This window comes from Hoeflea sp. CAU 1731, assembly GCF_039888615.1.
In the GTDB taxonomy this organism is placed as follows: Bacteria; Pseudomonadota; Alphaproteobacteria; order Rhizobiales; family Rhizobiaceae; genus Flavimaribacter.
The window spans coordinates 34,335-59,084 of sequence record NZ_JBDQQS010000019.1 but is presented as its reverse complement, the minus strand read 5'-3'; the positions used below and the strand labels follow the sequence as shown (position 1 = coordinate 59,084).

Genomic DNA, 24,750 nt, shown 5'->3' with positions numbered 1-24,750 from the left:
GGTCTTTCGTCAGTATTCGAGCGGCGGCATTTGCTGCCCACGGGGTTCGGCGAACCGCATTTCGTCCGTGTCATCCGTGTCCAGTTCCTGGTAGGCGCGATAGGTCAGGACCAGCAAGAAGGCGAAGAACGAGAAGGAAATGACGATTGCTGTCAGGATCAGCGCCTGCGGCAGCGGATTGGCCATGATTTCGGCTGTTCCCGCCGGCCCTGTAGCGATAATCGGAGGCGCCTCCGGCGTCAGGCGGCCCGAGGTGAAGATCAGCAAGTTGACCGCGTTGCCCAGGATTGCCGCTCCAAGCAGCATCCGGATAATGTGCCTGGACAGGAACAGATAGACGGCGACCGAGAAAAACACGCCGATGAGCAGGGTCATATAGATTTCCATCAGTCGCGCGACCTCTCTTCGAGTGCAAGCGCCACGGACGTAATCGCCCCGACGACAACGAAATAGACGCCGATATCGAAAAACAGCACGGTCGACACCGGAACTTTTTCCTCGAATACCGGCACATAGCCCCACAATCCGGTCATGAACGGCACATGGAAGAACATGGACAACATTCCGGACAGCGTCGCCAGCACCAGACCGAACCCGGCGATGCCCAGCGGGTGGAAATAGATCGCGCGCCGGACAGGCGACACGCCGCAGGCGATGCCGTAGATCGCGAATGCCGACGCCGCGATCAGCCCGCCGATGAAGCCACCGCCGGGTTCGTTGTGGCCGCGCAGCAGCACGAACACTGAAAACAGCACCATCAGGCTCGTCAGATAGGGGGCGATTGTCCTGAAAATCAGCGTGTTCATCTGCTTATCTCCCTATTCCGACGGCTCGTTCGAGGCCATCTCGCCGCGCCGCTTGCCGGAGCGAATTCTGATCAGCGCATGAATGGCCAGACCGGCGATCAGCACCACGGCGATTTCTCCCCAGGTGTCTGTTCCGCGGAAGTCGACCAGGATGACGTTGACGATATTGGCGCCGTGGGCGATCGACAGCGAATACTGCTTGAAGAACTCGGACAGGGTCGGATCGAACGGAACTTGCACCACGCGCAGCAGCATCAGCACGAAAGCCAGGCCGCAAAGGAGTGCGATCGTCGCATCCACGATGGTTTCACGCATGGATCTGTGATCGGTTGGCAAGAGGCGCAGCCTCGTCATGGCGAGAGCAAGAATGACGACGGAAAGCGTTTCCACCATGAACTGGGTGAACGACAGATCCGGCGCGCCGTAGAGCATGAAGATCAGCGCCACGGCGAAGCCCTGGATCCCGAGCGACACGATCGCCGTCAACCGGTTTTTCGCCAGCAACACCGCAATCAGGCCAATTGCGGCGATGGCCATGATGGCGAGCTCGTAAAAGTGGATGTCGTTCGACAGCGCCGGCCAGGCCGGAAGCTCTCCGTTCAGAACCATCGGCAGCAGGATCGTCGCGGCCACAAGAATGAAGGTCGCCTTCATGTAATTTTCCATGCGGCCGGACTGATGCCAGCTGGTGACCGCGAATGACACGCGTACGATAGCGTTTATGAACTGGTCGAAACCCCGATCGGGGCCCCAGCCGATCGCGTCGAGAATGCGGCTCATGATCGCTCGCGCACGGTCGAGAGACAGGTAGACAATGACGCCGAAGACGATCGTCAGCGTAGACAGGAGCAGCGGCATACCGATATGCGGTGCGAGCGAGATATGAACGGACAACGGCTCGCCTGCGACGGCTGACGCCATCGGGCTCGACAGGAGATAATGCGTCAGTGGGGAGAAGAGCGCCGTCAGAAAGCTCAACGCCGCAAGCACCGACGGTCCGAGCCAGATAAGTATGTGGCCTTCATGCGGGTGATCGGATTCCGCCTTCAGCGCCCCGAGGAAAGGCTTCAGCGCGACGGCGAAACCGATGACGAACATCAGTCCGTTTCCAACAAACGCCACGACAGTGACAAACAACGGCCATGTGTCGAGCGCAAACAGGCCAAAATACACTTCCTCCTTGGCGAGGAAGCCGAACATCGGCCAGATACCCGCCATCGATATCGCCGACACGATGGCTGCGCCGAATGTGATCGGCATAATGCGCATCAGGCCGCCCAGCCTTGTAATGTCGCGGGTGCCGGCGCCGTGGTCGATACTGCCGGCAACCATGAACAATGCGCCCTTGAAAAGGGAATGGGCGATCAGATACAGCACGGCGCCGACGATCGCCATCCCGGTTCCGAAACCCGTCAGCAGCACGAGCAGACCGAGCGAGGACACGGTCGTGTAGGCGAGCATGAGCTTCAGGTCGGTCTGGCGAATAGCGAGCAGCGTGCCGACGATCAGCGTCGCGCCGCCGAAAATCGGCAGCACCGTCTCCCACGCAACGGTGTCTCCCAGGACGGGATTGAGGCGCATCAGGAGATAAACGCCGGCCTTCACCATCGTCGCAGAATGCAGATAGGCGGACACCGGGGTCGGCGCCTCCATGGCGTTGGGCAGCCAGAAATGCAGCGGAAACTGCGCCGATTTGGTGAAGGCGCCGCCCAGCACCAGCACGAAAATCGCCAGATAGTACGGGCTTTCCCGCAGCAGGTCGCCCGAACGCAGCAGCAGTGACATTTCCGTCAATCCGGTGACGTTCCAGATCAGCAGCAGTCCGGCGAGCAGCAGCAGGCCGCCTCCCCCCGTCACGACCAGCGCCTGGATCGCCGCCCTGCGCGAGGCCGCGCGCGTATGGTCGAATCCGATCAGCAGGAAGGACGTTATCGAGGTCAGTTCCCAGTAGACGAAGAACATCAGGAAGCTGTCGGACAATACGAGCCCCAGCATCGACCCCATGAACATCAGGATGAAGGAGAAGAACCGCCCGAGATATTCATTCTTCTTCAGGTAGCCGCCCGAATACAGCACGATCAGCGCGCCAATGCCGCTGATCAGCAACGCGAAAGTCAGCGAGAGACCATCGACATACCAAGAGAAATTGACGTTGAAGGAAGGAACCCACTGGAACCCGCCTGTGACGACGCCGCCATCGGCGATCCGCGGCGCAAAGGAAGAAAAATGCACAAAAATCAGCGCCGGAACGAGTGCCAGCACCCAGGCGGCGTTGTGTTTGAGCAGGCGTGTCAGGGCAGGAGCAAAGAATGCCGCAATAAACGGCGAGAGCATTACAAGAAACGTGACCCAGGAACTGTCTGCGTTCATGCGCTCTCCGGACGAAGGTGTTTTAAGGATCAGGTTTCCGGCAAAGACCCTGATCGGATCCCGTGGTTTTGTTTTTTACCTGCCCGTATTTAGAGACCAGCCCCTCCGGTCACAAGGTCCTTGCGGGGCTATTACACGGATTTCCCTTCTATTTCTGCGCCGAAGCCGGCAAAATCGCTCAAAATACGCCATTCTGTTCGGCAGGATAATATATTCGTCGGGAATTCCAATCTTCTCTCCCACAAACGCGGAATTGATTTCCCGCCGCCGCCGGACCATCTATTGGATTAACTGTTGATTCGCCTTTGGAGCCCGCCAGATGAGCAATACGACCGATAGGAAAATTCAAAAGACGGACAATGAATGGCGTGAAATACTCACGCCTGAACAGTACCGCGTCACCCGCAAGCATGGAACGGAGCGCGCCTTCACCGGTCCGAACTGGGACAACAAGGACACCGGCGTCTACGCCTGCGTTTGCTGCGGCAAGCCGCTGTTCAGTTCGGAAACGAAATACGAGTCCGGCACCGGCTGGCCGAGCTATTATGAGCCGATCACTCCGGACGCCGTCACCGAACACAAGGACCGGTCGCTTTTCATGACGCGGACCGAAGTCCGCTGCGCCGACTGCGACGCGCATCTGGGCCACGTCTTTCCCGACGGACCGGAGCCGACGGGCCTGAGATACTGCATGAACGGCACGGCGATGACATTCGACAAGAAGGATAGCTGAGACGTCCTGCGCCGCCTCAGCGGCGCGGAGGAAGTCCTCACATCGGCGCGATATATTTCCCGTAGACCCAGCCGTTCTGCCAGTCGCCGGTATTGGTCGGATCGTGCCAGACCTCGCACCAGGTGTAGCGCACCATCTGCCGCTGTTTCCAGTGCGGCAGGCCAGTGATGTTCCTAAGGTCGACGCCGTTCATGCACTTTCCGGTCATCGACAGCGGCGCGCCGTTCGGATAGCCGGCGCGGATCGCCGATTTGTTCGAGGGCCAGGCCCTGACGTTGAGAATGTCGTCCCAGGCGACGTCGCTGACTCGCCATGCGACGAAGGCGTTGGCGTATGCCTGGCCCAGCATGGCCGGAACCGAGACAATGAGGACGACGACAGCAATTCTGAACCTGTTCATGGGAACTCCCCCTTGATTGATCGATGCGGCTGATACTACATCCGCCCCCTGAACCGACATTGAAGCCGGCGTTCATCGCCTGTTTATCTTCCGCCTCGTCCCATTTTGATTAGCCTATCGGGACGACATCAATCCAGTTGTTTCGAAAGGACAGCCCATGTTCAAGAACCTGCCAGAGGCGCCCGTGGCCGCAAAGAAGCCCGTGACCGACGAGCGGCATGGCATTTCGCGGACCGACGACTACGCCTGGCTGAGGGCCGACAACTGGCAGCAGGTCTTTCAGGATCCGTCTGTGCTCGATCCGGAAATCAGAACCTGGCTGGAGGCTGAAAACGAATACCAGAAGGCCGCCATGGCGGATACGGACGCGCTGCAGAAGACCCTCTTCGCGGAGATGAAGGGCCGCATCAAGGAAGATGATTCTTCGGTGCCGGCGCCGGACGGGCCCTACGCCTATGGCAGCCTCTTCGTCACCGGCGGCGAACAACCCCATTTCTTTCGCACGCCGCGCGATGGCGGCGATCGCGACATAATGCTCGACGGCGACGCCGAGGCAAAAGGCAGCGACTATTTCCGCCTCTCCGGCGCGTCGCATTCGCCCGACCATGCGCGCATCATCTGGGGCTATGACGACAAGGGTTCGGAATATTACACGCTCAAGGTTCGTGAACTGTCCGACAAGCGCGACCGCGAAGACCGCATCGAGAACACCGGCGGCGGCGGCGCATGGACGCCGGACAGCCAGGCCTTCTTCTACACCAGGCTCGACGACAACCACCGCCCGTCGAAGATCTTCTATCACGAACTCGGCAAGCCGCAGGCGGAAGACCGGCTGATTTTCGAGGAAAAGGACGCCGGCTTCTTCATGAGCGTCGGCGGCAGCAAGCTGGACGATTTCATCTTCATCAACATCCACGATCACGAGACGTCTGAATATCACATCATTCCGGCGGGCGATCCGATGGCCGAGCCGAAACTGGTCGCCGCCCGCGAAACCGGCGTCGAGTACGACATGCACGAGGGCGGCGACGTCTTCTACATCCTGACCAACGCCGACGGCGCGAAGGACTTCAAGATCGTCGAGGCGCCGATCGACAACCCCGGTCGCGAAAACTGGAGCGACGTCGTCCCCCATACGCCCGGATCGCTGATCCTCGGCCATGGCGTCTACAGGGATTTTCTGGTCTGGCTCGTGCGCTGCGAAGGCCTGCCGCGCATCATGATCCGCAACCGGACGACCGGCGAGGAACACGCGATCGCCTTCGACGAGGAGGCCTATTCCCTCGGTCTGCAGGGATCGATGGAATACGACACCGAAATCATCCGCTTCTCCTATTCGTCTATGACAACGCCGAGCCAACAGTACGACTACAACATGCGCACCCACGAGCGCACCCTGCTGAAGACGCAGGAAGTGCCGTCCGGCCACGACAAGGACGACTACGTGACGCGGCGCGTCATGGCGCCCTCGCATGACCGGGCGGCGGTGCCCGTCAGCCTGCTCTACCACAAGGACACGAAGCTGGACGGCTCGGCGCCCTGCCTTCTCTACGGCTACGGCTCCTACGGCATGACGATCCCGGCGAGTTTCAACACCAATTGCCTGTCGTTGGTCGATCGCGGCTTCGTCTACGCCATCGCCCATATTCGCGGCGGCAAGGACAAGGGCTTCGCCTGGTACGAGGACGGCAGGCGCCAGCACAAGAAGAACACGTTCCTCGATTTCATCGCCGTCGCGGAACATCTGGTCAGCGACGGCTTCACCTCGCCGGAGCGCATCGTCGCGGAAGGCGGTTCGGCCGGCGGCATGCTCATGGGCGCGGTCGCCAATATGGCGCCGGACCGGTTCGGCGCGATCATCGCCGCCGTTCCTTTCGTCGACGTGCTCAACACCATGCTCGACGACACGTTGCCGCTGACCCCGCCCGAGTGGCCGGAATGGGGCAATCCGATCGCATCTAAAGAGGACTACGAATACATTGCCTCCTATTCACCCTACGACAATGTGAGAGCCGCCGCCTACCCGCCAATCCTGGCGCTTGCCGGCCTCACTGATCCGCGCGTCACCTACTGGGAGCCGGCGAAATGGGTGGCCAGGCTGCGCGACATGAAACAGAGCGATGCGCCGGTGCTCCTGAAGACCAATATGGGCGCCGGCCACGGCGGCGCGTCCGGCCGGTTCCAGCGTCTTGAGGAAATCGCCTTCGAATACGCCTTCGCCCTCAAAGTGAACGGTCTATCCACCTGAAAGGTCTGGACCGCAGCCTTTTCAGGCGATAACAAGAGCGCAGTTGTCAAGTTAAGGAACAAGTGCTCATGAATACACCGGAAACTGCAAGGAAGGGTCGGCGCACGCGCATCGGCGAAGTTGCGCGCGCAACCCGCCTGACGCCGAACATGCATCGCGTCACCCTCACTGGCGCCGATCTTGAGGATTTTCCGCCCGGCCAGGAGAGCGCCCATATCAAGTTCATTCTGCCAGATACCGGACAGAGCCGCGACGATTTCGAGGCGATGCTGGACGACGGCCGAAGCAAGGAACTGCGCCGCCGCACCTACACGGTGCGCCATCACCGGCCGGACGTGAACGAACTGGACGTCGATTTCGTGGTCCATGAGGGCGGCGGACCGGCCTGCGACTGGGCGCTGGCGGCAAAACCCGGCGCCTTCATCGGCATTGGCGGGCCAGGGCCGAAAAAAGCGCCCAACGTGGTCGCCGACTGGTACGCTTTCGGCGCCGACATGTCAGCGATCCCGGCGGCCGCCGCCTGTCTGGAGGAATTGCCGGCCGACGCCGTCGGCCACGCCTTCTTCGAGTTATTGAGCGAAGACGACCGGCAGGAGGTGAACGCCCCGGCGGGAATCGAGATCCACTGGCACGTCCATTCCGACGTGCATACGCCCAGCATGAAGCAGCTTGAGTTCTTACAGTCGCTCGACTGGTCGAAAGGCAAGGCCGGCGTCTTTGTCGCCGGTGAAGGCAACTGCATCCTGGCTTTGCGCAAATATCTGCGCGAGGACCTCGGCCTCGACAAGCGCGAAATGTATCTCAGTTCCTACTGGGTCATCGGCCTCGCCGAAGACGAACACCAGATCGCCAAGCGCGCCTTCGCGGCGTAATTGTCTCAGCGCTGAGCATCGCCCCGGCAGGGCGATGCCTGAAACGCTTCTTCAATAGTCGATCGACGCTTCGAGGCCGAACACCGCCGCATCCGGAATCCCGCCGCCATTCGGTCTGAACACATACTGGAAGTCCGGCGTAATGTAGGTCGACGGCGAGACCTGGAACCGGTGATTGATTTCCAGAACGGTCTCGACGCTTTGCCCGGGCAGGTTCTCGCTGAACGCTCCGACATAAAGCGCGACGGCTGTGACATCGTTGTCGCGTCCGTCAAACAATCCGGTGTAGTAAGCCCCGCCATAGATGCTGAAGGGCAGCGTGTTGATCTGCTGGTCGGGCGCAACGACCACCGTCGCCCAGGCCGTCAGCCCCTGGTTTCCGTCGCCCCCTGCTTCGCGGTAAAGCATCTGCTCGGCGATGGCGTAGAACCCGTAATTGCCCGTCTTCGTACGCGTCGAATCCGAAAGATACGCATAGTCGCTGCTGTCATAAACGCCGCCGAGCACATAGCGGCCCGGCAGCCAGCTTGAAGAACTGTTCTGATTGGTCGAAAGGCCGATCTGGGCGAGATACAGCACACCGTCCTGCGGGTTGAACCGGAAGTCCACGCCGTGCATGTCGTCGTCCTGAACGGAAGGATCGGCGTTATAGGCGCCGGCCAGAACGGTTACAGCGTCCGTCTGCGCCAGCTTTACCCGCGCGCCCCACTGGGTGTACGGAGGCGTCGTGAAGGACAGAAAATTCGCAAGTATGCCCGTCGGATTGCCGTTCACCGCGCCGCTGACATAATAGCCGTAGCTGTCGGCTGCGGCGAAATCGTCGCCGGCGGCGAGCCGCCCTACGGCGATCTGCAGCCTGTCATGGAGCAGGGACTGTTCGAAATACAGCTGGTCGAGACGGGCGGCGGCGCCGGCGAAAACCTCCGCAACGCCGAAGATGTTGCCGATCGCGTCGCCCGACAGATCGTGTCCCTGTTGTATCGAGGCGCCTGCGTAAAGCGTCAACCCCTTGATGTCGAAGAGTTTCTCGAAGTCGAAGACGACCGATCCATACAAGCCCGATGTATAGGCGGTTTCCTGGCTCATCCCGCCGGTCGGGTTGCCAAGCAAATCGCCGGTGTAATTCAGCGACCATGTGACGCCCTGATCCTCGAGCCGCGTTCTCGCGCCGCCCCAGTCTCCGGTCGCCGTCTCCCACTCGAACCAGCCTGGCGCAGTCGGCTGGGCGTCCTGAGCGACTGCAGTATCGCAAAAACAAGCTGCAATGACGCCGACGATCAATCGCATTCCGATAGTCCCGGCCGCTGATTGCGTGAACATGTCGGCGTTCCTCGCCCTTTTATGGATTATAAAAATAGTCTGAAAAAACTCGCAATCACGGCAGACTAGTTTTTACGATTATGCTGGTCAATATTTCCGAAACTGCAGCCCGTCGCGGGCTTCGGCGGCGTTCTCCACAAAGGGATGAGCAGGGTCTGCGCGCCCATGTCGAGACGCCGCTTGATGAGAACCTTGTCGTTCCACGCCTTTGCAGCCCGATTGCGATCAGGCGCTCGCCCGACAACAGGCGATTCCTGAAGTCATTCACCGGCGCCGAAAAGCCGATTCCTCACACGAACTGGACTGCGACGGAGCCGAGCGGTCCGAAATCGGCGTGCAGCGTGTCGCCCTTGTTCGCCCAGACCGGTCGGGTAAAGGAGCCCGAAAGCATCAGGTGTCCGGGCTCGAGCGTCGTACCGAAAGGTCCAAGCTTGTTCGCGAGCCAGGCGATCGCCATCGCCGGATGTCCGAGCACGCCCGCGGCAATGCCCGTCTCCTCGATTTCCGAATTGCGGTAGAAGATGGCGCCGACCCAGCGCAGGTCCACGTCCTCCGGACGCACCGGACGGCCGCCGAGAACGATGCCGGCCGCAGCGCCGTTGTCGGCCACCGTGTCGAAGATCTTGCGCGGCTCGGTCAACCGCGCGTCGATGATCTCAATGGACGGCACGACCCACTCGGTCGCCCGCATCACGTCGACAAGGCCGACGCCCGGCCCTTGCAGCGGCTCCTTCAGAATGAAGGTCAACTCCGGTTCGACGCGAGGCACGCAAAAGGTCTCGAACGCAACCTTCGCGCCATCGTTCAAGACGAGGTCATCAAACAGATAGCCGTAATCAGGCTCGTCGATCTTGGAGGACGCCTGCATCGCCTTGGATGTGAGACCAATCTTGTGACCAACGATCTTGCGTCCCTGACGCACCCGTTCCTGAGCCACGCCGGAGGATATCGCATAGGAATCCTCGATTTCGATGTCGGGAAACATTTCCGATGGGCGTCGTCCCTGCACCTTGGTGCGATGACTTTCCAGGAGAGAGGCGATCGCCTCCGCGCGCTGTTCTTCACTTAGCATTCTGACCTCGGAATTTGATGCGGACATTTCTAAGTTTGGAATAGAACTCCACTGGAATGTCTGCAAGCCCGGTTTATGGATACGAGTTCCCGACAATCAGTTGGACGGTTGCGCGCGGCTCAGCATCACTGTCGCGAACAGGATCAGCGCTCCGCCGACAATCGCTGTCCAGCCGGGAACCACGCGGTAAAGCGCGAAATCGAACAAGGCGGCGAACACCAGCGCCGAATAAAACGCCGGAATGACCAGGCTCGCCTCGCCGCGCTTCATCGCCTGTATGAACAGAGCCTGCCCGCACACCATCACGACGCCAAGACACGCCAGCAGCGTCCACTGCCATTGCGAAGGCCAGATCCAGACGAAACTTGCGACGGTCAGCGACACGACCGCGCCAATCGAATTGTTGATGAGGAGGATGCGCAGCGGTGGTTCGCGGTCGCTCAGCCGTTTGATGAATATGGCTTCGAGCCCCAGAAAACCGGCTGCCGCCAGGGCGAAGAGCCCGGCGGACCGGAACGCCTCCGTACCCGGTCTGAGGATCAGGACCGCGCCGGCCACGGCCAGCAGCGCGGCGATGATCTTTCGTCTTCCCAGATGTTCGCCGAGAAGCAACACGGCGAGACCCATGGTCACCAGGGGATTGAGGAAACTTATGGCGGTCGCTTCGGCGACGGGCATCCGCGCCACTGCCGCGAACATCGCGGTCACGCCCAGCCATCCACAGAGCGATCGCGCCATGTGCCAGTCCCAGCGCGTGTTTTCGAAAGTCGGGCGCATCGTCGGCCTGGCCAGAAGGATCAGACATATGGCCGAGAGACCGAACAAAAAGCGTCCGGCGCTTATCTGGAAAGGATGAAGGCCCGCGTCGCCGCCGTCGATTCCAAGCGCCTTGGCGAAAAGCGACGTCGCCGCCACAAGCGCCGCCGCGCCGGTCATCAACGGGATCGCCCAGCGGATCCGCGCGGTTTGCTTCGCCAATTCCATTTCCATCTTCCGCGCCTGTCGCGCCTGACTCGGCACGGGGCGTGAATCAGTCACCGTATGGCGCGCTATCTGCTCAGCTCAATGGCGCGTTTTGTCAATAGCCGTTGGGATGCCCGGGAATGGCCTTGAGGTAGGCGGCGACCGCTTCGCGGTCGGAAGCCGGCAGTTCGGCGAAATTCTTTTGCACAGCCACCATGGAGCCGCCGACGGAATCGAAGTCCGGCGTGAACCCGCTTTCCAGATAGTAGGCTATGTCAGCGGCGCTCCACGACGAAACGCCGCCGTCCGGCGTTATGTTGGGAATGACGCCCGGACCGTCGGGGTTCGGGGCGCCGGAAAGCCAGGCGGCGCGTTTCGGTCCGCCGATCATGTTCCGCGGCGTGTGGCATTCGCCGCAATGGCCCGGCCCCTCGACGAGATACTGGCCGCGCGCAACCTGTTCGTCGGCGCCGGCCAGATCGACCGCCGGCGCATCGTTGAGATAGAGCATTTTCCACAGACCCAGGCCGCGACGGATGTTGAAGGGAAACGGAAGGTCGTGCCCGGGCGAAGCCTCGCTGCTGGCGGGCAAGGTCTGCATATAGGCGAACAGGTCGTTCAGGTCCGCCATCGTCATGCGCGTGTAGGACGTGTAGGGAAAGGACGGATAGAGGTGCTCGCCGTCCGCGCCGACGCCGGCTTTCATCGCATTCGCGAAATCGGCGAAGCTCCAGCCGCCGATCCCCGCGTTCGGATCGCTGGAAATGTTCGGCGCATGGAAAACGCCGAAATCGCTTTCGATCGCAAGCCCGCCGCTCAATATCAGCTTGTCGTCGCCTTCGGCGCCCGGCGCCGCGTGGCATGACGTGCAGCCGCCGGCGAGAAACACCTGCCGACCCCGTTCCGTGTCGGGGTCGGAAAGACCGTCGAAGGCCGATTGCGGGAGCGGTTGCGGGGCGCTCAGAAACCAGAGGATGACGGCCGCAACGACCGCCATCACGATCAGGCTTCCGATAATTCTGCGCATGCAATCTCCCGAATCAATTCAGCGCGTAATCAGCTGTTCTTCAAGCGATAGGTCTCATGGCACGAAGCACAGTTCTGGCCAACCATACCCAATTTCGCGCCAAGGTCACTGGCGTCGTCGCCAACGCTGTCTGCAGCGGCGGCTGCATCCGCCTTCAGCTTTGCAACCCGGGCGTCGAAATCATCGCGGTTGGTCCAGATGTCAGGATGCGCTTCGGTCTCGAATCCCGTTTCAGACCCTTCCGGGAATTGCTGGCCGAATGTCTCGATTGATTCGGATATTGTCGTAAAGGCCTGCCGCGCGGCGTCGGCGTCATATTCCGCCTCCCCCTTGGCCATCTTGGCGAGCGAACCCATGGCGCCCCCAATCTGTTTCATCGTCATCTGCCGTTCTTCCTGCGGTTCCGCGGCATAGGCGACCGTTGCGGCGGTCATCGATACGGCTAGGATAAGAGCAATCCCTGGCTTCATGTCGCACTCCTTCTTGGCGATTAGAATTATTACAATATCGCCAGTTATCGCCAAGGAAACTCACACTTTTTTGATGAGCCGAAATAAACATCGGGAAATCGGCTCGAAAATCGTCGACGAGCCGTCAAAAGGGCGCCTCCTGCATCTTTCGGGGACAGTATGGAAATTGATCGAAACACCGATTGAACACGACCGTCGTCATGTATAGGTAGTGAATCGTCAAAAGAAACTGGACTTCTACATGCTCGACAACAGCCGGCGCCAGCCAATTCATTCCGAAAACACCCACGCGGGAACGGACAAGCTTGAAATTGGCGAATGGTACGATGTGTACGATTGGTCGCTGAAGCTCGCGCCGCCGAAGATCGGTCCTTGGGTCACCGAATGCCACTCGATGACGAAGACGCTCGAAGCCAGCTACGAGGGCGACGTCAAGGTCGACCTGCTGTCCGAGCGCCTCGACGAGACGCTGCCGTCCGAACGAAAGATACTGGGCGAGAATGTCGAAGAAGGACGGATCAGAGAAGTCATTCTGAAAATACGGGATCTGCCGGTGCTGACCGCCCGCACCGTCATACCGGTCGAAACCTTCGACGAGATGCAGAAGACCTTCGTCGAACTCGGCACAAGGCCGCTCGGCAACGTGCTGTTCGAACTCAAGGACGTTCGCCGCCGGACGGCGGAGATCGCCGCGCTCGATTTCGACTACCCGCTGCTCGCCTCCGTCCGTGAAAGATGCAATTTCAGCGAGTCCGACATTCCGTTCTGGGGACGGCGCAACCTGTTCTCGCTGAGCGGCCTGCCGCTGCTCCTGACCGAAATCTTCCTGCCGCCGTCCTTTGCCGAAGGCGCCGACATTCCCGATCCCGTCATTAGGGAAGAATTCCGCCGCCCGATCCCTCTGCAGCGGGATTGATACAAGCGGCTCACCCCTGCCCCTGAGACGGCCTGCGAGCCGCCCTCCATTCGCCCGCGCCTCAGCGCGGGCGGGATTTTGCGTGACCGTCAATCGCCATTCGCCCACGCGACAGCGTCTGCGCCGGCCGGCAACGGGCTTGGGCAATCGGGATCGGTCGCCGCGCGCCAGATAGCTTCCGCGACATCCTGAGGTTCGGTCGCCGGACCCTCGGGCGCCGCGCGCATGCGGGTTAAAATGCCCTTGGCGAAATCCGCATAAGGTTCGGGAAAACCGCCTTCGTCCTTCATGCGCGCCTGGGCTGTTTGTGAAAAGCGCGTCGTCATGGCGCGCCCGGGCAAAACGGCGCAGGCGCGGATATTGAAAGCAGCCAGTTCGATAGCAACCGATTCCGTGAAGGCGTTGATAGCCGCCTTGCTGGCTGTGTAAATCGAAAGCAGCGGCAAGGGTCTGAGCGTCACGCTCGACGAGACGTTGACGATGACGCCTGAATTTTTTTCCCGGAACTGTGGCAGGACCGCCTGCATCATGGCCATCACACCGAAGGTATTTGTCTCGAATATCTCCCGGATGGCGGCGAGAGGCGTGCCTTCAAGCGCATTCAGCCAGCCAATCCCGGCGTTGTTGACGAGAACGTCGATCTCGCCCGCTTCAGCCACTGCGTTCGCTATGCTTTCACCGTCGGTGACATCAAGCTGGAGCAACCGCAATCCGTCCGCCGCTGGAAGGACGGCGGGATCGGGCTTGCGCATCGTGGCGACGACATTCCATCCCCGATCGAGAAAATGACACGCGGTCTCCAGGCCGAATCCCGAGGAGCAGCCCGTAATCATGACAGTATTCATTGTGTGACCCTTTCACTGGACAACGATAACACTCCGGAATATGGACACTCGTTACCGGACTTTCTATAATGAATAGTCCATGTATTATTAGAATTAATCCTGATGCCTGATCCTCTTGCCGATATCATCACAATGCTTCAACCGCATGCGCCGGCCTCCAAGCTGGTCCACGCTTCGGGACGATGGCGGGTGCGCCGCACCGAAGTAAGGCAAGTCTATTACTGCATGATGCTCGCGGGGTCGGCGCGTCTTGCCGTAGAACACAAAGCGCCGGTCATTCTGGAAGCAGGCGATTTCGCGCTGGTTCCCGCAGCGTTCAATTTCGAGATGTCGAGCATCGAACCTCCGGTTGAGGGCGAGCAGTCGGTTCGGGTCCGTCAGGCCGACGGCAGTTTCCGTGTCGGATCTTCAACGGGAGCGGCGGACACGGAGACCCTTGTCGGCCATTGCGTGTTCGGTTCTCCGGACGCGGCTCTCCTGGTCTCTCTCCTGCCGGATCTCGTTGTCGTGCGGGGCGAAGACCGGCTTGCGATGCTGACCAGGCTCGTGGCGAACGAAGTCCATTCGCAAAGGTCTGCGCGCGATGTGGTGCTTGAACATCTGCTTCAGGTGCTTTTGATCGAGGCGCTGCGGTCCTCTCCGGACACGACGGCCGCGCCCGGTCTGCTCCGGGGGCTTGCGGACGAGCGACTGGCGCCAGCGCTGAGAATGATGCACGCGACGCCGGACCGGAACTGGACCATTGCGGAACTGTCGCGGGAGGCGGGTCTCAGCCGCTCTGCGTTCTTCGCGCGTTTCAGCAAGCACGTGGGCGCGTCGCCGATGGACTATCTGCTCTCCTGGCGAATGACGATGGCCAAGCAGCTGCTTCGTAACGGCCAAAAGAGCGTTTCGGAGGTCGCCGCTCAAATCGGCTATGGCTCGGCGAGCGCCTTCAGCTTCGCCTTTTCACGTCAGGTCGGCCAACCTCCCGGTCATTACGCAAAGTCCGGGGAAGCTCCACCCGCCTCGTAATTCCCTTCACCGCCCGAAGCCGGAAGCAAACAATTACAGCATGTCTTCAATTTGCTTCGCAAGCGGTCCGGTATCCCCGTTAAAACTTCGTATCATTGCGGCCAAAAACGGGGCGGGTTGAAGCATATCTTCGTTTAGGTCATATCCAGCGTTGCGAGCCAGCAACGTCAGGAAAACAAGTTGAACGCGCCCGTTGCCCTCTCGAAAAGGATGAATGGCGTTGATTTCCGATAAGAACCATGCCGCGTTTTTGGCAAACCTGCTTTTTGCGCCAGCTTCGGCAAAGTGGTTACGCACGGCAAGATGAGCGAACAAATCATTGGCCTGCGCTTCGATGTGCTCAGGATAGCAGAACCAGTTCTGCCCTTTGCCGGTTCTTATGGTTCGGATTTCACCGGCCCAGTCAAAAACATCCTGAAAGAAGTGATGATGGATGGCTCGATAGTGTTGGAAATCAAGAACTCCATACGGCAGCTCTTCCTCAGCCCGTGAGGCGAACATCAGATTTTCAAATTGCTCGAGATCTTCCTGAACTGTGATCCCGGCCTTGTTTTTAAGCACTTGCGTGCCCGGATAACAGAGCGGATCGTCGAGTAAGTTGTATCGGACCACCGTTAGCTTTTCTTGTAAGCCATTGTAATTGCAGCGCGATAGGCGTCGCCGCTCTGTCCGCCTGAAGCGGCTTTCTTGGCAATCCTATGGGCGCTTTGGCTGGTTTCTATACCTTCCACAGCGGCAAACTTGACAGCTTTCTGCAAGCCGATTGCTTTCGTCAGAGTATTGACTTTGACAGAGGACTGATACGTTTTTTGCTTTTCAGACATGTCCCCACTCTATCATGTTTCCGGCAGAGCTACATATGTGTTTGAGCTCAAATCCCCTCACCGCCCGAAGCCGGACGCATAGGGCAGCCAGGTCGCAAGTCCCGGAATGATGATCAGCAGCGCCAGGCCGGCGAGCATCAGGAACACATACGGATAGGTTCCGCGCACGATCTCGCCGAGCGAAGCGTCGGTGATCCCCTTCAGCACGAACAGGTTCATGCCCACCGGCGGCGTGATCAGCGCCAGTTCCAGGTTGATCATCAACAGCACCCCGTACCAGATGAGGTCGATGTCGAAGGCGACCATGGTCGGCAGCAGGATCGGCGTGGTGATCAGAATGATGGCGATGGTCTCGAAAAACATGCCCATGATGAAGATCACGGCCATGACGGCGAGAATGAAGCCAAGCGGTCCGAGCCCCATATGCGTCACCGCCTCCGTCACCCCGACCGGCAGCCGGATGATGGTGATGGCGTGGCCGAACATCGCGGCGCCCGCGATGATCATGAACATCATCACCGAGGTGCGCATTGAGCGCCAGGCGCAGTCGACAAGGTCCCACATGCCGAAATTGCGGTAGGCGAACACGGCTACCAGCAGCGCATAGAGCACACCGACGGCGGCGGCTTCGGTGGCCGTGAAGATCCCGAGATAGATGCCGCCCAGCACCACCGGCGGCGTCATTACGGCCCAGAAGGAGCGGCCAAGCGCTCTCGCGACCTTCGGCCAGCCCACCCATTGCGGCGTTCCTTCGTGCTTCTGCGCACCGGCGCGCGCCAGGCAATAGAGCGAGAAGATCAGCGCCAGCAGCAGTCCGGGAATGATGCCGGCCAGGAACAGCGCCCCGATCGAAACCTCGGAGACGATGGCGTAGAGGATCATTGGGCCGGACGGCGGAATGAGAATGCCAAGCGTGCCGCCGGCCGCCACCACGCCCAGCGCATCGCGCTCGGGATAGCCGAACCGCTTCATCTGCGGAATGGCGCTCGATCCGATGGAGAGCGCCGTCGCGACGGACGAGCCTGAAATCGCAGCGAAGATGGTGCAGGAGAGCACTGTCGCAATGCCGAGACCGCCGCGGACATGGCCGATCACGGCGTTCGCCATGTCGTAGAGATCGTCGATCACCTTCGTCCGCACCATGATCTGCGCCATGAACACGAACAGCGGGATTGTCGCCAGAACCGGCTTGTCGAGCGCCGCGAACACCGTGTCGGCGACGCTCGACACGCTGCCCTCGAATATCAGCAGGATCGCCGTCGCCGCGAGGCCCAGCGCCGCGAACACCGGAATACCGGTGACGAGCAGGACGATCAGCCCTGCGAAAACCAGCGCCATCGTCATGGGGCGGTCCGCCGCAAAGCGAGGTCGCCAAGCCGCGCCAGCGCCATCAGCGCCAGCAGGACGGAGCCGACCAGCAGCGGCGTCTGCGGTATCCAGCTCGGTATCGGAAAATTGCCGGTCGTGTAGGAACCGAACGAGCGCGCGAAGGCGATCGCTTCCCAGGCGCTGACGGCGATCACCACGGCGACGGCGAATACCGCGAGATCGAACAGCGCCCGCAACAGGATCGCGCCGCGCCCCTTGACCCGCGAAGACACGATGTCCATCGCGATGTGGTCGTTTTGCCGGTAGGCTTCGGCCGCGCCGCAGAGGATCATGGCGATCAGGAGCCAGCCGGTCGTCTCGTCGCCCCACAACAGTGGCCGGCCGAAGAAATAGCGCTGCGCCACGGCGTAGATGACCACCGCGAAGACGACAAGCAACAGGGCCGCGCTCACGGCCCCGAAAATCCGCACGACGAGACTCGTCGCGCGCAGGAAGAGCGGGGCGCTGTCGTCGGCCCCGCTATCCCCCTTGCTGATCATTGATTGATCTGGCCGATGAGATCCAGCAGCTTCTGGCTGTCGGGATCGTTGGCGACAAAGGTTTCCTCGTAGGCCGGGCGCATGATCGCTTCCAGCGCGGCGATTTCCTCGTCTGACGCGATATGCACGTTGACGCCCTTCTCGCGCAGTTCTTCGGGCGCAGCCGCGCCGGCCGCCTCTGACGCCTCGATGGCCCAGAGCGCCGCCTTCTTGCCGGCTTCGTCCACCGCCGCCTTCTGGCTGTCGGTGAGACCGTCATACCAGCCCGGGTTCACGTAGCCGTGGAAGTAGACCGAGATCACCGGCAGGACGTTGAAATTGTCCTGCACCTCGTAATACTTCCGGGACACGGCGGCGGCGACGTCGGTCAGACCACCGTCGATGACACCGGTCGCCAGCGACTGGTAGACTTCCGAGCCCGGCATCGACACGGGCGCTGCGCCCAGCGCTTCCAGCGAAGCGTTGAAGGCGGGATCAAGCCCGCGGATCTTCATGCCCTCGAAATCTTCCGGCGCCACCAGCAGCTTGCCCTTGGACGTGAACACCGAGGTGTTGGTGGTGAACAGCCAGACGACGTTGCGCACGCCCTTGTCCAGAAGCTTGTCGGACAGGAAGCCGGCTGCTTCGGAATCCGGCCAGGCGCGCCACAGATCAAGATCGCCAAAGGCGAACGGCGTTGTCGTCACGCCCATGATCGGCAGGGTCTTGCCCCACTGAAAATTCACGGAGAAGGCGCAGTCGATGTCGCCCTTGGCGGTCGACACGATGTTTTCCTTGGCGCCGACAAGGCTGTTTGCGCCAAAGATCTGCACGTCGATTTCGCCGTTCGACGCGGTTTCGATTTCCTCGGCCCAGCGGTCGATCACCTTGGCGATGTGGTGGCCGGGCGGCAGCTGGTGGCTGCAGCGCATCGTCTGCTCCGCGGCGTTGCCGGCGCCGGCGATTGCAAGCGACAGGCCTGCGGTCGCAAGTGCGAGTTTGAATCCGTTCATGGTTTCCTCCCTTTTGGATCAAGAATTCCGCCAGCGAACGCCGGGTGGAACCCCGGCGCGCGCAAGGTGGCCGTACAAAGGCTCTCCGGGCATCTCGGCCTCCGCGATGGCGCGTACGCCCGAAAGCGCTTCTATGTCAATTCCGGTCGCCAGGCCTTTGGTTTCACACAGGAAAACGAGATCCTCGAAGACCACGTTTCCGGTCGCTCCAGGCGCAAAGGGACAGCCGCCGAGCCCTCCCAGAGACCCGTCCAGAATGCGCGCGCCTGCGTCGAGCGCAGCGGACGCATTGGCGATGCCCATGCCGCGCGTGTCATGCAGATGCACGCTGTAGGGTCTGTCGCCGCAAACCCGCGCCACGGCCCTGCACATCCGTTCGACTTGCAAGGGCCCGGCGAAACCGACCGTGTCCGCGACGCCCACCAGATCGGCGCCGGCCTCGAGACACCGCTCGACCAGCCGCAACACCTCGTCCGGCGCCACTTCGCCGGCAATCGAGCAGCCGAAGGCCATCGATATGCCGACATTGACGATCCTGCCTTCCATGTGCGCGCGTCCGGCGGCCAGCCGCACGAGGTCGATCGCGCTCTCGCGCGAGCGGTTCATATTCGCCCGGCTATGTTCTTCGGTGGCCGAGACGACGCACACCAGTTCGTCCACCTTGGTCGCGATCGCGTCCTCGACGCCGCGCTCGTTCATTGTCAGCGCAGCCGAACTCGCGCCCTCCAGCGCGGCGACGCAATCGATGAGGTTCCTGACATCGGCAAATTGCGGCATTCGGGCCGCCGGCAGAAACGAGCCGACCTCGAAATGGCGAACGCCGGCGCGATATTCCTCGTCGATCCAGGCCGCCTTCGCCTCCGTCGAGGGAAAATGCTTCACCAGTTGCAGCCCGTCGCGCAGGCCCACTTCACGCAGCGACACCTGGTCGGGCGGATAGATGCGCCTCGCCCCGCTCACGCCGCCGCTTCCTTCTTGCCTTGCGCTGCCGCCACTTCTTCGCTGGTCAGCCCCAGTTCGGACAGCACCGCCTCCGTGTCCCGTCCGATTCCCGGCAGATCCGGATTGTCCGGCCCCGGCAGCTTGCCGTCGACCTCATATGGCAGGGCCGGCGCGCGGAACCTCTGCCCCTCGGGCATCGTGGTGGTCAGCAGCCCGCCCGGCCGGTTGACATGCGGATCGTCAAACATTTCGGCCGGCCGGTTGATCGGCGAAAACGGCAATCCCGCCTCCTCGAAAGCCTTCACCAGGTCGTCGTAGCGGCGGCCGGCGATGGCTTCGGCGAAAATCGGCAGCGTCCACGAGCGGTTGTCGATCTGGTCCATGCGCGACTGCAGGCGCGGATCGTCCAGCAGACGTTCCAGCCCGAGGATCCGGCACAGCTTCTGCCACTGGTGTTCGGTCACCGCGCCGACGAAGAGCTGGCGTCCGTGATCGGTGTCGAAGATGTCATAGACGGGCCAGCTGAAATCGCGCTCGGGCATCGGCGGCGCCTCCCTGCCCTCGAGGTCGTACTGCACCATGTGCTGGGCGACGAGCAGCAGCGAATTCTCGAACAGCCCAATGCGGATCGCATGCCCCTCCCCGTCCTTCTGCCGCTGCATCAGCGCGCCCAGCACCGACAGCGCGCCGAACAGCCCGGCCATGATGTCGTTGGCCGACGATCCGATCCGCAGCGGCCGTCCGGTCGGGCCGGTCATGTAGGCGAGACCCGTCATCATCTGCACGACCTCGTCCAGCGCCGTGCGGTCCTGGTACGGCCCGTGCAGGAAGCCCTTGCAGGAGGCGATGATCAGCTTCGGATATTTCGCCCGCAGCATGTCGGGCGCAAAGCCCATTTTCTGAAGCGAGACGTCGCGAAAGTTCTCGACGAACACATCCGCCGTCGCCAGCAGCTTGTCGAGCGCCGCGCGTCCGGCCTCCGTCGAAAGATCGAGCGCGATCGATTTCTTTCCGCGGTTGAAGGTTGGAAAGAAGCCTCGGCCCATGCCGGTCAGGCTGCGGGTCTTGTCGCCCTCCGGCGGCTCGACCTTGATCACTTCTGCGCCGAGAAAGGCCAGGAACATGCCGCAGGACGGCCCCATGATCATGTGGCTCATCTCGACGACGCGGATGCCTTCAAGCGGTTCTTCCGATCGGTCCATTGTCCTGCTCCCGGGGCTCGGTCAACGGCGTAGCATTGATCGCCGGTTTGAAAAATTATAAAGAATTGAAGTTTGCTTTCGAAAATATAGAAATCATGAACTCGAAACAGCTCTACTACTTCGCGACCATATATGAATCGGGAACGATGTCGAAAGCCTCGATCGAGCTCAATGTCGCGGTTTCGGCGTTAAGCCATCACCTGTCCAATCTCGAAGCGGAGCTGGACACGCGCCTGTTCGATCGCAAGTCGCGCGGCCTGCGTCCAACGGCGTCCGGAGAGCGGCTTTACGATCACGCCCGCGGCATTCTGCGCGCGATCGACGCCGCTCGGGAAGACCTGCGGATCAGCGGCCGCGAAGTGGCCGGCGACGTCGCCATCGGCATGGCGCATTCGGGCGTCAAGGCGATCGGCGTGCCGTTGATCGAACGGATGCTCTCCGAACATCCGAAGTTGAGATTGTCGATCTCGGAAAGCCTGTCGGGCGCGACGCTCAACCACCTCTTGTCGACGGAGGTGGATCTGGCGCTCATTTACAATCCGCCCTCCGATACGCGGCTGCGAACCTGGCCGGTGCTGGAGGAGAGCATGGTCTGCGTCGGCAAGCGCGCGATCATCGGCGATACGGACGCCCCGATCCGCTTTCGCGAAATGCTGGAGCTGCCGGTCATCATGCTGCGGCATGGCATTTTCGCGCGGGCGCAACTCGACGACGCGGTCCTGCTGAAGCAGCTCGAGGCGCGCGCGCGTCTGCAGATGAATTCGGTCTACGCGATAGCGGGCGCCATCCGCGCCGGTCTCGGCTGCGTCATCGGCACCCGCCTCTTCATGGGCGACCTGATCGCCGAAGACGACATCCACGCCCGGCCGATCGTGGAGCCGGAGCTCAAACGCACCCTCTATGTCTGCGAACTCACCCAACGCCGCGCCAGCTTCGCCATCGAAACGGTGCGCGACACGGTCATCGAGATGATCCACGCATCGATCCGGAATGGCGTCTGGGAGGCCGAGGCGATCGGGGAGTGATGGGAATGCCCGCCTGCATCCTTGACCAAATCCACGATCCCATCAGTCGAACTGACTGAACTCGCGAAATCTGCGGTTCTCCAGTTCCTGGCTAGCTACCTTGTTCCATTTTAAATGTTGGCGGTTCTTCTTTTTCAGCCAGCCGTCGTGGAGTCGAACAGGGGTTCGAATCCCGCCCACATCATCCGCATGCCGTCGAAGGGCATCTGTGACATATCCATATCGCCCATTTCGGCTTCCATCGCTTTGGAGGCCTTGTCGCAGGTGGCGCGATCGGGCCAGGCCACCCAACTGAACACCGCCACCTCGCCCTCTTCGGCCTTGGTCGCGCGGTAGAAGTCCGTGACCTTTCCCCGTGGCACGTCTTCTCCCCAGCCTTCGACCATGCCGGCGGCGCCGTGCTTTTCAAATATTGTCCAGCCCTCGTCGGCCATTTCGGCGTAAGGCGCCTTGTTGCTTTCCGGAACAGCCAGCAGAAAACCCTGGTAGTATCCCGCAGCAGCGCGCGTTCCGCCCTCGTAGACCGGTGCAAACCCGCCAAATATTATGCGACTGCCGTCAAAAGGCATCTCCGGCAATTCTTTCATTGCCGGATCATCCTGCATCTTTTGCCAGGAGGCGTCGGCCGTCGCCTTGTCGGGCCATTCGATCCAGGAAAAAACGATCGTTTCGCCGTCTGTGGCGTCTACCGCGCGATAAAAGTCGGTAACCTTCCCTTTGGGCACATCCGCGCCCCAGGTCTCGACCATCCGGCTGGCGCCGTAAGATTCGAACAGCGGCCAGACGGCTGCGACATGCTCTGCGTATTCGCCTTTGTTGGCGGTCGGTACGGCCGCAACCGCGCCTGTGATGTAAGACATGTAATATTCCTTCCCATGGATCTCGGAGCAGGCGATTTCCGCTTGCGAATTCAGCTTGCCAGAGATAGTATGAAAAAACAACTGACAGTATGTTAATATGATTAAACACGCAAAAGACACGCGCATCCGATATGATGAAGGTTGTCTTGCGGCCCATGCGCTCAACCTGATCGGGGACCGCTGGGCGCTGCTGGTGGCGCGCGAACTGATGTTTGCGCCCAAACGCTTCCAGATGATCCGGGCCGGGCTGCCGGGCGTCACCGCGAGCGTGCTCGCCGGTCGTCTGGCGCAACTCGTGCAGGCGGGAGTAATCGATCACGATGAACGGCTCGGCATCTATGCCCTGACCGAGGCCGGGCGCGGCTTGCTTCCCGTTCTCGAAGCGCTCTGCCGCTGGGCGTTGACCGTGCCCGGTCACGATCCCACGCGTTTCATCAGTCCCTCGGCCTTGATGATTTCGATGGGGGTCAACCTCGTGCGCGACCGCGCACAGGGGCGTGAGACGCTGGCCGGGTTCGACCTCGGTGACGAGGCGTTCGAGATGCGATTGGCCGGAGACAGGCTGCAAACAGCTTCGGTCCGCACGCCCGATGCACCCTTCGTGCTTCACGGCAATGGAACAGCGCTGGCCAAGGCGGTCTATGGCGCCATTCCCCTGCCCACACTGGTCGCGCAAGGCGTGGTCGACGCCGACGGCGATATCGCCGCCGCCCAAGATTTCCTGTCGCTGTTCACTCTGCAGCCGCAGGCCTAACCACGGCAGAGCGGCTCTTTCCCGCGCCACACCTCTATCAGTTGAGATTACCCCGAGAGCGGATCCATACGTGCGAATTGAGCATCATCGAAATGATCCGGCACGGTGTCTGGGAGGCAACACCTCCAGGCTGCACCGGTCCACCTGCGCCAGCACCTCGCCGAAACCGAAGCGGGGACGCCAGCCGAGCCCTTCCCGGACGCGCGCCGACTGATAGACCCGGTCGATGGCGCACGGCAGGCTCCATCCCCTTCGACCGAATTCTGCAGCAAGGTCTGGCGCTATTCGTCTGATCACGGAAGCAGCATCCGTTGAAAGAGCTTCGCAGTCATCCATTGCAAAGGGACTCTCAGCCGACACGACGTAGCGCTGGAAGGGCTCTCCCGCATTCGACAGGGCCGCGACATGGGCATCCGCGACGTCGCGAATATCGACGCCGCGATGCAGACGGTATGCCGCCATGACGTCGCCCGGCTCGGGAAAGCTGCGCGACATGCGCAATACGCGTACATCAAGGTCCGTACCGGCCATGCGTTCCAGAATGCGTTCGGCTTCGAGCTTTGTGCGGTGGTAGATGCTCCTGGGCCGTGGGGGCGTGTCCTCGTCTATCCATGTACATGAGCCCGGAGAGACGGCGTATCCGTACAGCGCCGTCGTACTTGTGAAGACCAGCCGCTTGACGCCGGCTCCGATAGCCGTTTCGGCAACGAGGCGGGTTCCCTCCACATTGATGCGCCGAAACTCTTCGTCCGGAAGCAGCCCGACATGAGGCGCATGGAGGGCGGCGGTGTGAATGACGGCATCTGAGCTCTTGAATACAGAGCGCAACAACGAACTGTCCACAAAATCGCCGACACGGTGAGTGGTCGAAAATTGCGAGCGGTCGATTCCGATAACATCGTGCTTGCCGGCCAAAGCGCTGAAGACGGCGCGGCCAACTCGTCCGGAACTGCCGGTAAGAACGATCCGCATCAGTCTCCCTTCAAAGCGGTTGTCGCAACACCCTGTTTATCTGTTATTTGCGATTGCGCAGAATATGTCGTTTCGCGGCCGTTGCAACTGCCTGCCAGCTTTTCGCCGGAAGGGAGGGAGGATCACTGGCTGGGTGCAGACGATGCAGGGCAGGACGCCGGTCCGGGATACTCGACGAAAGCCGGACATTCCCGCCGGTGCTGCCGGTGGACCGAGGCTGAACGGTACAGCCGTCGGGATGGGAAATCGTTCGAA

The 24,750-nt window shown here is 61.1% G+C and carries 26 protein-coding genes; 7 read left to right on the top strand and 19 right to left on the bottom strand.

The annotated features are described in order from the left end of the window. Window positions 1-9: 9 nt before the first annotated feature. The 3 genes from AAFN47_RS23655 to AAFN47_RS23645 are packed head-to-tail and all read right to left on the bottom strand — an operon-like array spanning window position 10 to window position 3,176. Window positions 10-387 carry a Na+/H+ antiporter subunit C gene (locus AAFN47_RS23655; RefSeq protein WP_499811738.1) on the bottom strand — a complete coding sequence of 126 codons (378 nt, stop codon included), beginning with the start codon at window positions 385-387 and terminating at the stop codon, window positions 10-12. Next, window positions 387-806 carry a Na+/H+ antiporter subunit B gene (locus AAFN47_RS23650; RefSeq protein ID WP_499811737.1) on the bottom strand — a complete coding sequence of 140 codons (420 nt, stop codon included), beginning with the start codon at window positions 804-806 and terminating at the stop codon, window positions 387-389. Before AAFN47_RS23650 ends, AAFN47_RS23655 begins: the two co-directional genes overlap by 1 nt. Before the next feature lie 12 nt (window positions 807-818). Continuing rightward, a complete protein-coding gene (locus tag AAFN47_RS23645) occupies window positions 819-3,176 on the bottom strand; it encodes a putative monovalent cation/H+ antiporter subunit A (protein ID WP_499811736.1) in 2,358 nt (785 codons plus the stop codon). A gap of 319 nt (window positions 3,177-3,495) precedes the next feature. Here AAFN47_RS23645 and msrB point away from each other — a divergent pair, with 319 nt between their 5' ends. Beyond that, window positions 3,496-3,909 carry a peptide-methionine (R)-S-oxide reductase MsrB gene (gene msrB, locus AAFN47_RS23640; RefSeq protein ID WP_499811735.1) on the top strand — a complete coding sequence of 138 codons (414 nt, stop codon included), beginning with the start codon at window positions 3,496-3,498 and terminating at the stop codon, window positions 3,907-3,909. A 37-nt stretch (window positions 3,910-3,946) separates the two neighbouring features. Here msrB and AAFN47_RS23635 read toward each other — a convergent pair whose 3' ends face one another. Further along, window positions 3,947-4,309, bottom strand: coding sequence for an SH3 domain-containing protein (locus AAFN47_RS23635; protein WP_499811734.1), 363 nt, complete (start codon window positions 4,307-4,309; stop codon window positions 3,947-3,949). 157 nt (window positions 4,310-4,466) lie between these two features. Here AAFN47_RS23635 and AAFN47_RS23630 point away from each other — a divergent pair, with 157 nt between their 5' ends. Together AAFN47_RS23630 and AAFN47_RS23625 are read left to right on the top strand one after the other, a co-directional pair. Then, window positions 4,467-6,557: a S9 family peptidase gene (locus AAFN47_RS23630; protein WP_499811733.1), complete on the top strand. Its 2,091-nt coding sequence runs from the start codon at window positions 4,467-4,469 to the stop codon at window positions 6,555-6,557. A 68-nt stretch (window positions 6,558-6,625) separates the two neighbouring features. Then, entirely contained in the window at window positions 6,626-7,429 is an 804-nt protein-coding gene (locus AAFN47_RS23625; RefSeq protein ID WP_499811732.1) for a siderophore-interacting protein, read from the top strand. Window positions 7,430-7,480: 51 nt separating this feature from the next. Here AAFN47_RS23625 and AAFN47_RS23620 read toward each other — a convergent pair whose 3' ends face one another. The 5 genes from AAFN47_RS23620 to AAFN47_RS23600 form a co-directional block, all read right to left on the bottom strand. Further along, window positions 7,481-8,749, bottom strand: coding sequence for a carbohydrate porin (locus tag AAFN47_RS23620; protein WP_499811731.1), 1,269 nt, complete (start codon window positions 8,747-8,749; stop codon window positions 7,481-7,483). Between the two features lie 289 nt (window positions 8,750-9,038). After that, the gene (locus AAFN47_RS23615; RefSeq protein ID WP_499811730.1) at window positions 9,039-9,821 is read right to left on the bottom strand and encodes a fumarylacetoacetate hydrolase family protein; all 783 of its coding nucleotides are present in this window, start codon (window positions 9,819-9,821) and stop codon (window positions 9,039-9,041) included. A 96-nt stretch (window positions 9,822-9,917) separates the two neighbouring features. Continuing rightward, entirely contained in the window at window positions 9,918-10,799 is an 882-nt protein-coding gene (locus tag AAFN47_RS23610) for a DMT family transporter (RefSeq protein ID WP_499811729.1), read from the bottom strand. Window positions 10,800-10,899: 100 nt separating this feature from the next. Beyond that, a complete protein-coding gene (locus AAFN47_RS23605) occupies window positions 10,900-11,811 on the bottom strand; it encodes a cytochrome c (protein WP_499811728.1) in 912 nt (303 codons plus the stop codon). 29 nt (window positions 11,812-11,840) lie between these two features. Next, the gene (locus AAFN47_RS23600) at window positions 11,841-12,281 is read right to left on the bottom strand and encodes a c-type cytochrome (protein WP_499811727.1); all 441 of its coding nucleotides are present in this window, start codon (window positions 12,279-12,281) and stop codon (window positions 11,841-11,843) included. A 241-nt stretch (window positions 12,282-12,522) separates the two neighbouring features. Here AAFN47_RS23600 and AAFN47_RS23595 point away from each other — a divergent pair, with 241 nt between their 5' ends. After that, window positions 12,523-13,197, top strand: coding sequence for a chorismate--pyruvate lyase family protein (locus AAFN47_RS23595; RefSeq protein ID WP_499811726.1), 675 nt, complete (start codon window positions 12,523-12,525; stop codon window positions 13,195-13,197). Between the two features lie 89 nt (window positions 13,198-13,286). On the opposite strand, the gene AAFN47_RS23590 is transcribed toward AAFN47_RS23595, so the two are convergent. After that, window positions 13,287-14,042, bottom strand: a complete 756-nt coding sequence (locus AAFN47_RS23590) for an SDR family oxidoreductase (RefSeq protein WP_499811725.1) — start codon at window positions 14,040-14,042, stop codon at window positions 13,287-13,289. 102 nt (window positions 14,043-14,144) lie between these two features. Between AAFN47_RS23590 and AAFN47_RS23585 the strand changes: the two genes are divergently transcribed. Then, window positions 14,145-15,056 (top strand): AraC family transcriptional regulator, encoded by a 912-nt coding sequence (locus AAFN47_RS23585; RefSeq protein ID WP_499811724.1) that lies wholly within the window; start codon window positions 14,145-14,147, stop codon window positions 15,054-15,056. Between the two features lie 33 nt (window positions 15,057-15,089). Here AAFN47_RS23585 and AAFN47_RS23580 read toward each other — a convergent pair whose 3' ends face one another. The 7 genes from AAFN47_RS23580 to AAFN47_RS23550 are packed head-to-tail and all read right to left on the bottom strand — an operon-like array spanning window position 15,090 to window position 20,884. Further along, the gene (locus tag AAFN47_RS23580) at window positions 15,090-15,668 is read right to left on the bottom strand and encodes a Fic/DOC family protein (RefSeq protein ID WP_499811723.1); all 579 of its coding nucleotides are present in this window, start codon (window positions 15,666-15,668) and stop codon (window positions 15,090-15,092) included. A 2-nt stretch (window positions 15,669-15,670) separates the two neighbouring features. Beyond that, window positions 15,671-15,880, bottom strand: a complete 210-nt coding sequence (locus AAFN47_RS23575; RefSeq protein ID WP_499811722.1) for a hypothetical protein — start codon at window positions 15,878-15,880, stop codon at window positions 15,671-15,673. Between the two features lie 57 nt (window positions 15,881-15,937). Beyond that, window positions 15,938-17,224 (bottom strand): TRAP transporter large permease, encoded by a 1,287-nt coding sequence (locus AAFN47_RS23570; protein WP_499811721.1) that lies wholly within the window; start codon window positions 17,222-17,224, stop codon window positions 15,938-15,940. Next, complete coding sequence (locus AAFN47_RS23565; protein WP_499811720.1) at window positions 17,221-17,748, bottom strand: TRAP transporter small permease; 528 nt, start codon at window positions 17,746-17,748, stop codon at window positions 17,221-17,223. The genes AAFN47_RS23570 and AAFN47_RS23565 overlap by 4 nt, the downstream gene beginning before the upstream one ends. Then, window positions 17,745-18,740, bottom strand: a complete 996-nt coding sequence (gene dctP / locus AAFN47_RS23560) for a TRAP transporter substrate-binding protein DctP (protein ID WP_499811719.1) — start codon at window positions 18,738-18,740, stop codon at window positions 17,745-17,747. The genes AAFN47_RS23565 and dctP overlap by 4 nt, the downstream gene beginning before the upstream one ends. Window positions 18,741-18,758: 18 nt before the next feature. Further along, on the bottom strand, window positions 18,759-19,700 hold the full coding sequence (locus AAFN47_RS23555; protein WP_499811718.1) for a hydroxymethylglutaryl-CoA lyase: 942 nt from the start codon (window positions 19,698-19,700) through the stop codon (window positions 18,759-18,761). Next, window positions 19,697-20,884 carry a CaiB/BaiF CoA transferase family protein gene (locus AAFN47_RS23550; RefSeq protein WP_499811717.1) on the bottom strand — a complete coding sequence of 396 codons (1,188 nt, stop codon included), beginning with the start codon at window positions 20,882-20,884 and terminating at the stop codon, window positions 19,697-19,699. The genes AAFN47_RS23555 and AAFN47_RS23550 overlap by 4 nt, the downstream gene beginning before the upstream one ends. A 95-nt stretch (window positions 20,885-20,979) precedes the next feature. Here AAFN47_RS23550 and AAFN47_RS23545 point away from each other — a divergent pair, with 95 nt between their 5' ends. Continuing rightward, window positions 20,980-21,909, top strand: a complete 930-nt coding sequence (locus AAFN47_RS23545; protein ID WP_499811716.1) for a LysR family transcriptional regulator — start codon at window positions 20,980-20,982, stop codon at window positions 21,907-21,909. 134 nt (window positions 21,910-22,043) lie between these two features. Here the strand turns inward: AAFN47_RS23545 and AAFN47_RS23540 are convergent, their stop codons facing one another. After that, window positions 22,044-22,769, bottom strand: a complete 726-nt coding sequence (locus AAFN47_RS23540) for a DUF1428 domain-containing protein (RefSeq protein WP_499811715.1) — start codon at window positions 22,767-22,769, stop codon at window positions 22,044-22,046. Window positions 22,770-22,866: 97 nt separating this feature from the next. On the opposite strand from AAFN47_RS23540, the gene AAFN47_RS23535 reads away from it, so the two are divergent. After that, on the top strand, window positions 22,867-23,523 hold the full coding sequence (locus AAFN47_RS23535; RefSeq protein WP_499811714.1) for a winged helix-turn-helix transcriptional regulator: 657 nt from the start codon (window positions 22,867-22,869) through the stop codon (window positions 23,521-23,523). 84 nt (window positions 23,524-23,607) lie between these two features. Here the strand turns inward: AAFN47_RS23535 and AAFN47_RS23530 are convergent, their stop codons facing one another. Continuing rightward, window positions 23,608-24,495 carry an NAD-dependent epimerase/dehydratase family protein gene (locus AAFN47_RS23530; protein ID WP_499811713.1) on the bottom strand — a complete coding sequence of 296 codons (888 nt, stop codon included), beginning with the start codon at window positions 24,493-24,495 and terminating at the stop codon, window positions 23,608-23,610. Window positions 24,496-24,750: the final 255 nt, after the last annotated feature.

Coding starts and splice junctions, on each gene's coding strand:
- AAFN47_RS23655 (WP_499811738.1), bottom strand. CDS start 387: ATGGAAATCTATATGACCCTGCTCATCGGCGTGTTTTTCTCGGTCGCC.
- AAFN47_RS23650 (WP_499811737.1), bottom strand. CDS start 806: ATGAACACGCTGATTTTCAGGACAATCGCCCCCTATCTGACGAGCCTG.
- AAFN47_RS23645 (WP_499811736.1), bottom strand. CDS start 3,176: ATGAACGCAGACAGTTCCTGGGTCACGTTTCTTGTAATGCTCTCGCCG.
- msrB (WP_499811735.1), top strand. CDS start 3,496: ATGAGCAATACGACCGATAGGAAAATTCAAAAGACGGACAATGAATGG.
- AAFN47_RS23635 (WP_499811734.1), bottom strand. CDS start 4,309: ATGAACAGGTTCAGAATTGCTGTCGTCGTCCTCATTGTCTCGGTTCCG.
- AAFN47_RS23630 (WP_499811733.1), top strand. CDS start 4,467: ATGTTCAAGAACCTGCCAGAGGCGCCCGTGGCCGCAAAGAAGCCCGTG.
- AAFN47_RS23625 (WP_499811732.1), top strand. CDS start 6,626: ATGAATACACCGGAAACTGCAAGGAAGGGTCGGCGCACGCGCATCGGC.
- AAFN47_RS23620 (WP_499811731.1), bottom strand. CDS start 8,749: ATGTTCACGCAATCAGCGGCCGGGACTATCGGAATGCGATTGATCGTC.
- AAFN47_RS23615 (WP_499811730.1), bottom strand. CDS start 9,821: ATGCTAAGTGAAGAACAGCGCGCGGAGGCGATCGCCTCTCTCCTGGAA.
- AAFN47_RS23605 (WP_499811728.1), bottom strand. CDS start 11,811: ATGCGCAGAATTATCGGAAGCCTGATCGTGATGGCGGTCGTTGCGGCC.
- AAFN47_RS23600 (WP_499811727.1), bottom strand. CDS start 12,281: ATGAAGCCAGGGATTGCTCTTATCCTAGCCGTATCGATGACCGCCGCA.
- AAFN47_RS23595 (WP_499811726.1), top strand. CDS start 12,523: ATGCTCGACAACAGCCGGCGCCAGCCAATTCATTCCGAAAACACCCAC.
- AAFN47_RS23590 (WP_499811725.1), bottom strand. CDS start 14,042: ATGAATACTGTCATGATTACGGGCTGCTCCTCGGGATTCGGCCTGGAG.
- AAFN47_RS23585 (WP_499811724.1), top strand. CDS start 14,145: ATGCCTGATCCTCTTGCCGATATCATCACAATGCTTCAACCGCATGCG.
- AAFN47_RS23575 (WP_499811722.1), bottom strand. CDS start 15,880: ATGTCTGAAAAGCAAAAAACGTATCAGTCCTCTGTCAAAGTCAATACT.
- AAFN47_RS23570 (WP_499811721.1), bottom strand. CDS start 17,224: ATGACGATGGCGCTGGTTTTCGCAGGGCTGATCGTCCTGCTCGTCACC.
- AAFN47_RS23565 (WP_499811720.1), bottom strand. CDS start 17,748: ATGATCAGCAAGGGGGATAGCGGGGCCGACGACAGCGCCCCGCTCTTC.
- dctP (WP_499811719.1), bottom strand. CDS start 18,740: ATGAACGGATTCAAACTCGCACTTGCGACCGCAGGCCTGTCGCTTGCA.
- AAFN47_RS23550 (WP_499811717.1), bottom strand. CDS start 20,884: ATGGACCGATCGGAAGAACCGCTTGAAGGCATCCGCGTCGTCGAGATG.
- AAFN47_RS23545 (WP_499811716.1), top strand. CDS start 20,980: ATGAACTCGAAACAGCTCTACTACTTCGCGACCATATATGAATCGGGA.
- AAFN47_RS23540 (WP_499811715.1), bottom strand. CDS start 22,769: ATGTCTTACATCACAGGCGCGGTTGCGGCCGTACCGACCGCCAACAAA.
- AAFN47_RS23535 (WP_499811714.1), top strand. CDS start 22,867: ATGATTAAACACGCAAAAGACACGCGCATCCGATATGATGAAGGTTGT.
- AAFN47_RS23530 (WP_499811713.1), bottom strand. CDS start 24,495: ATGCGGATCGTTCTTACCGGCAGTTCCGGACGAGTTGGCCGCGCCGTC.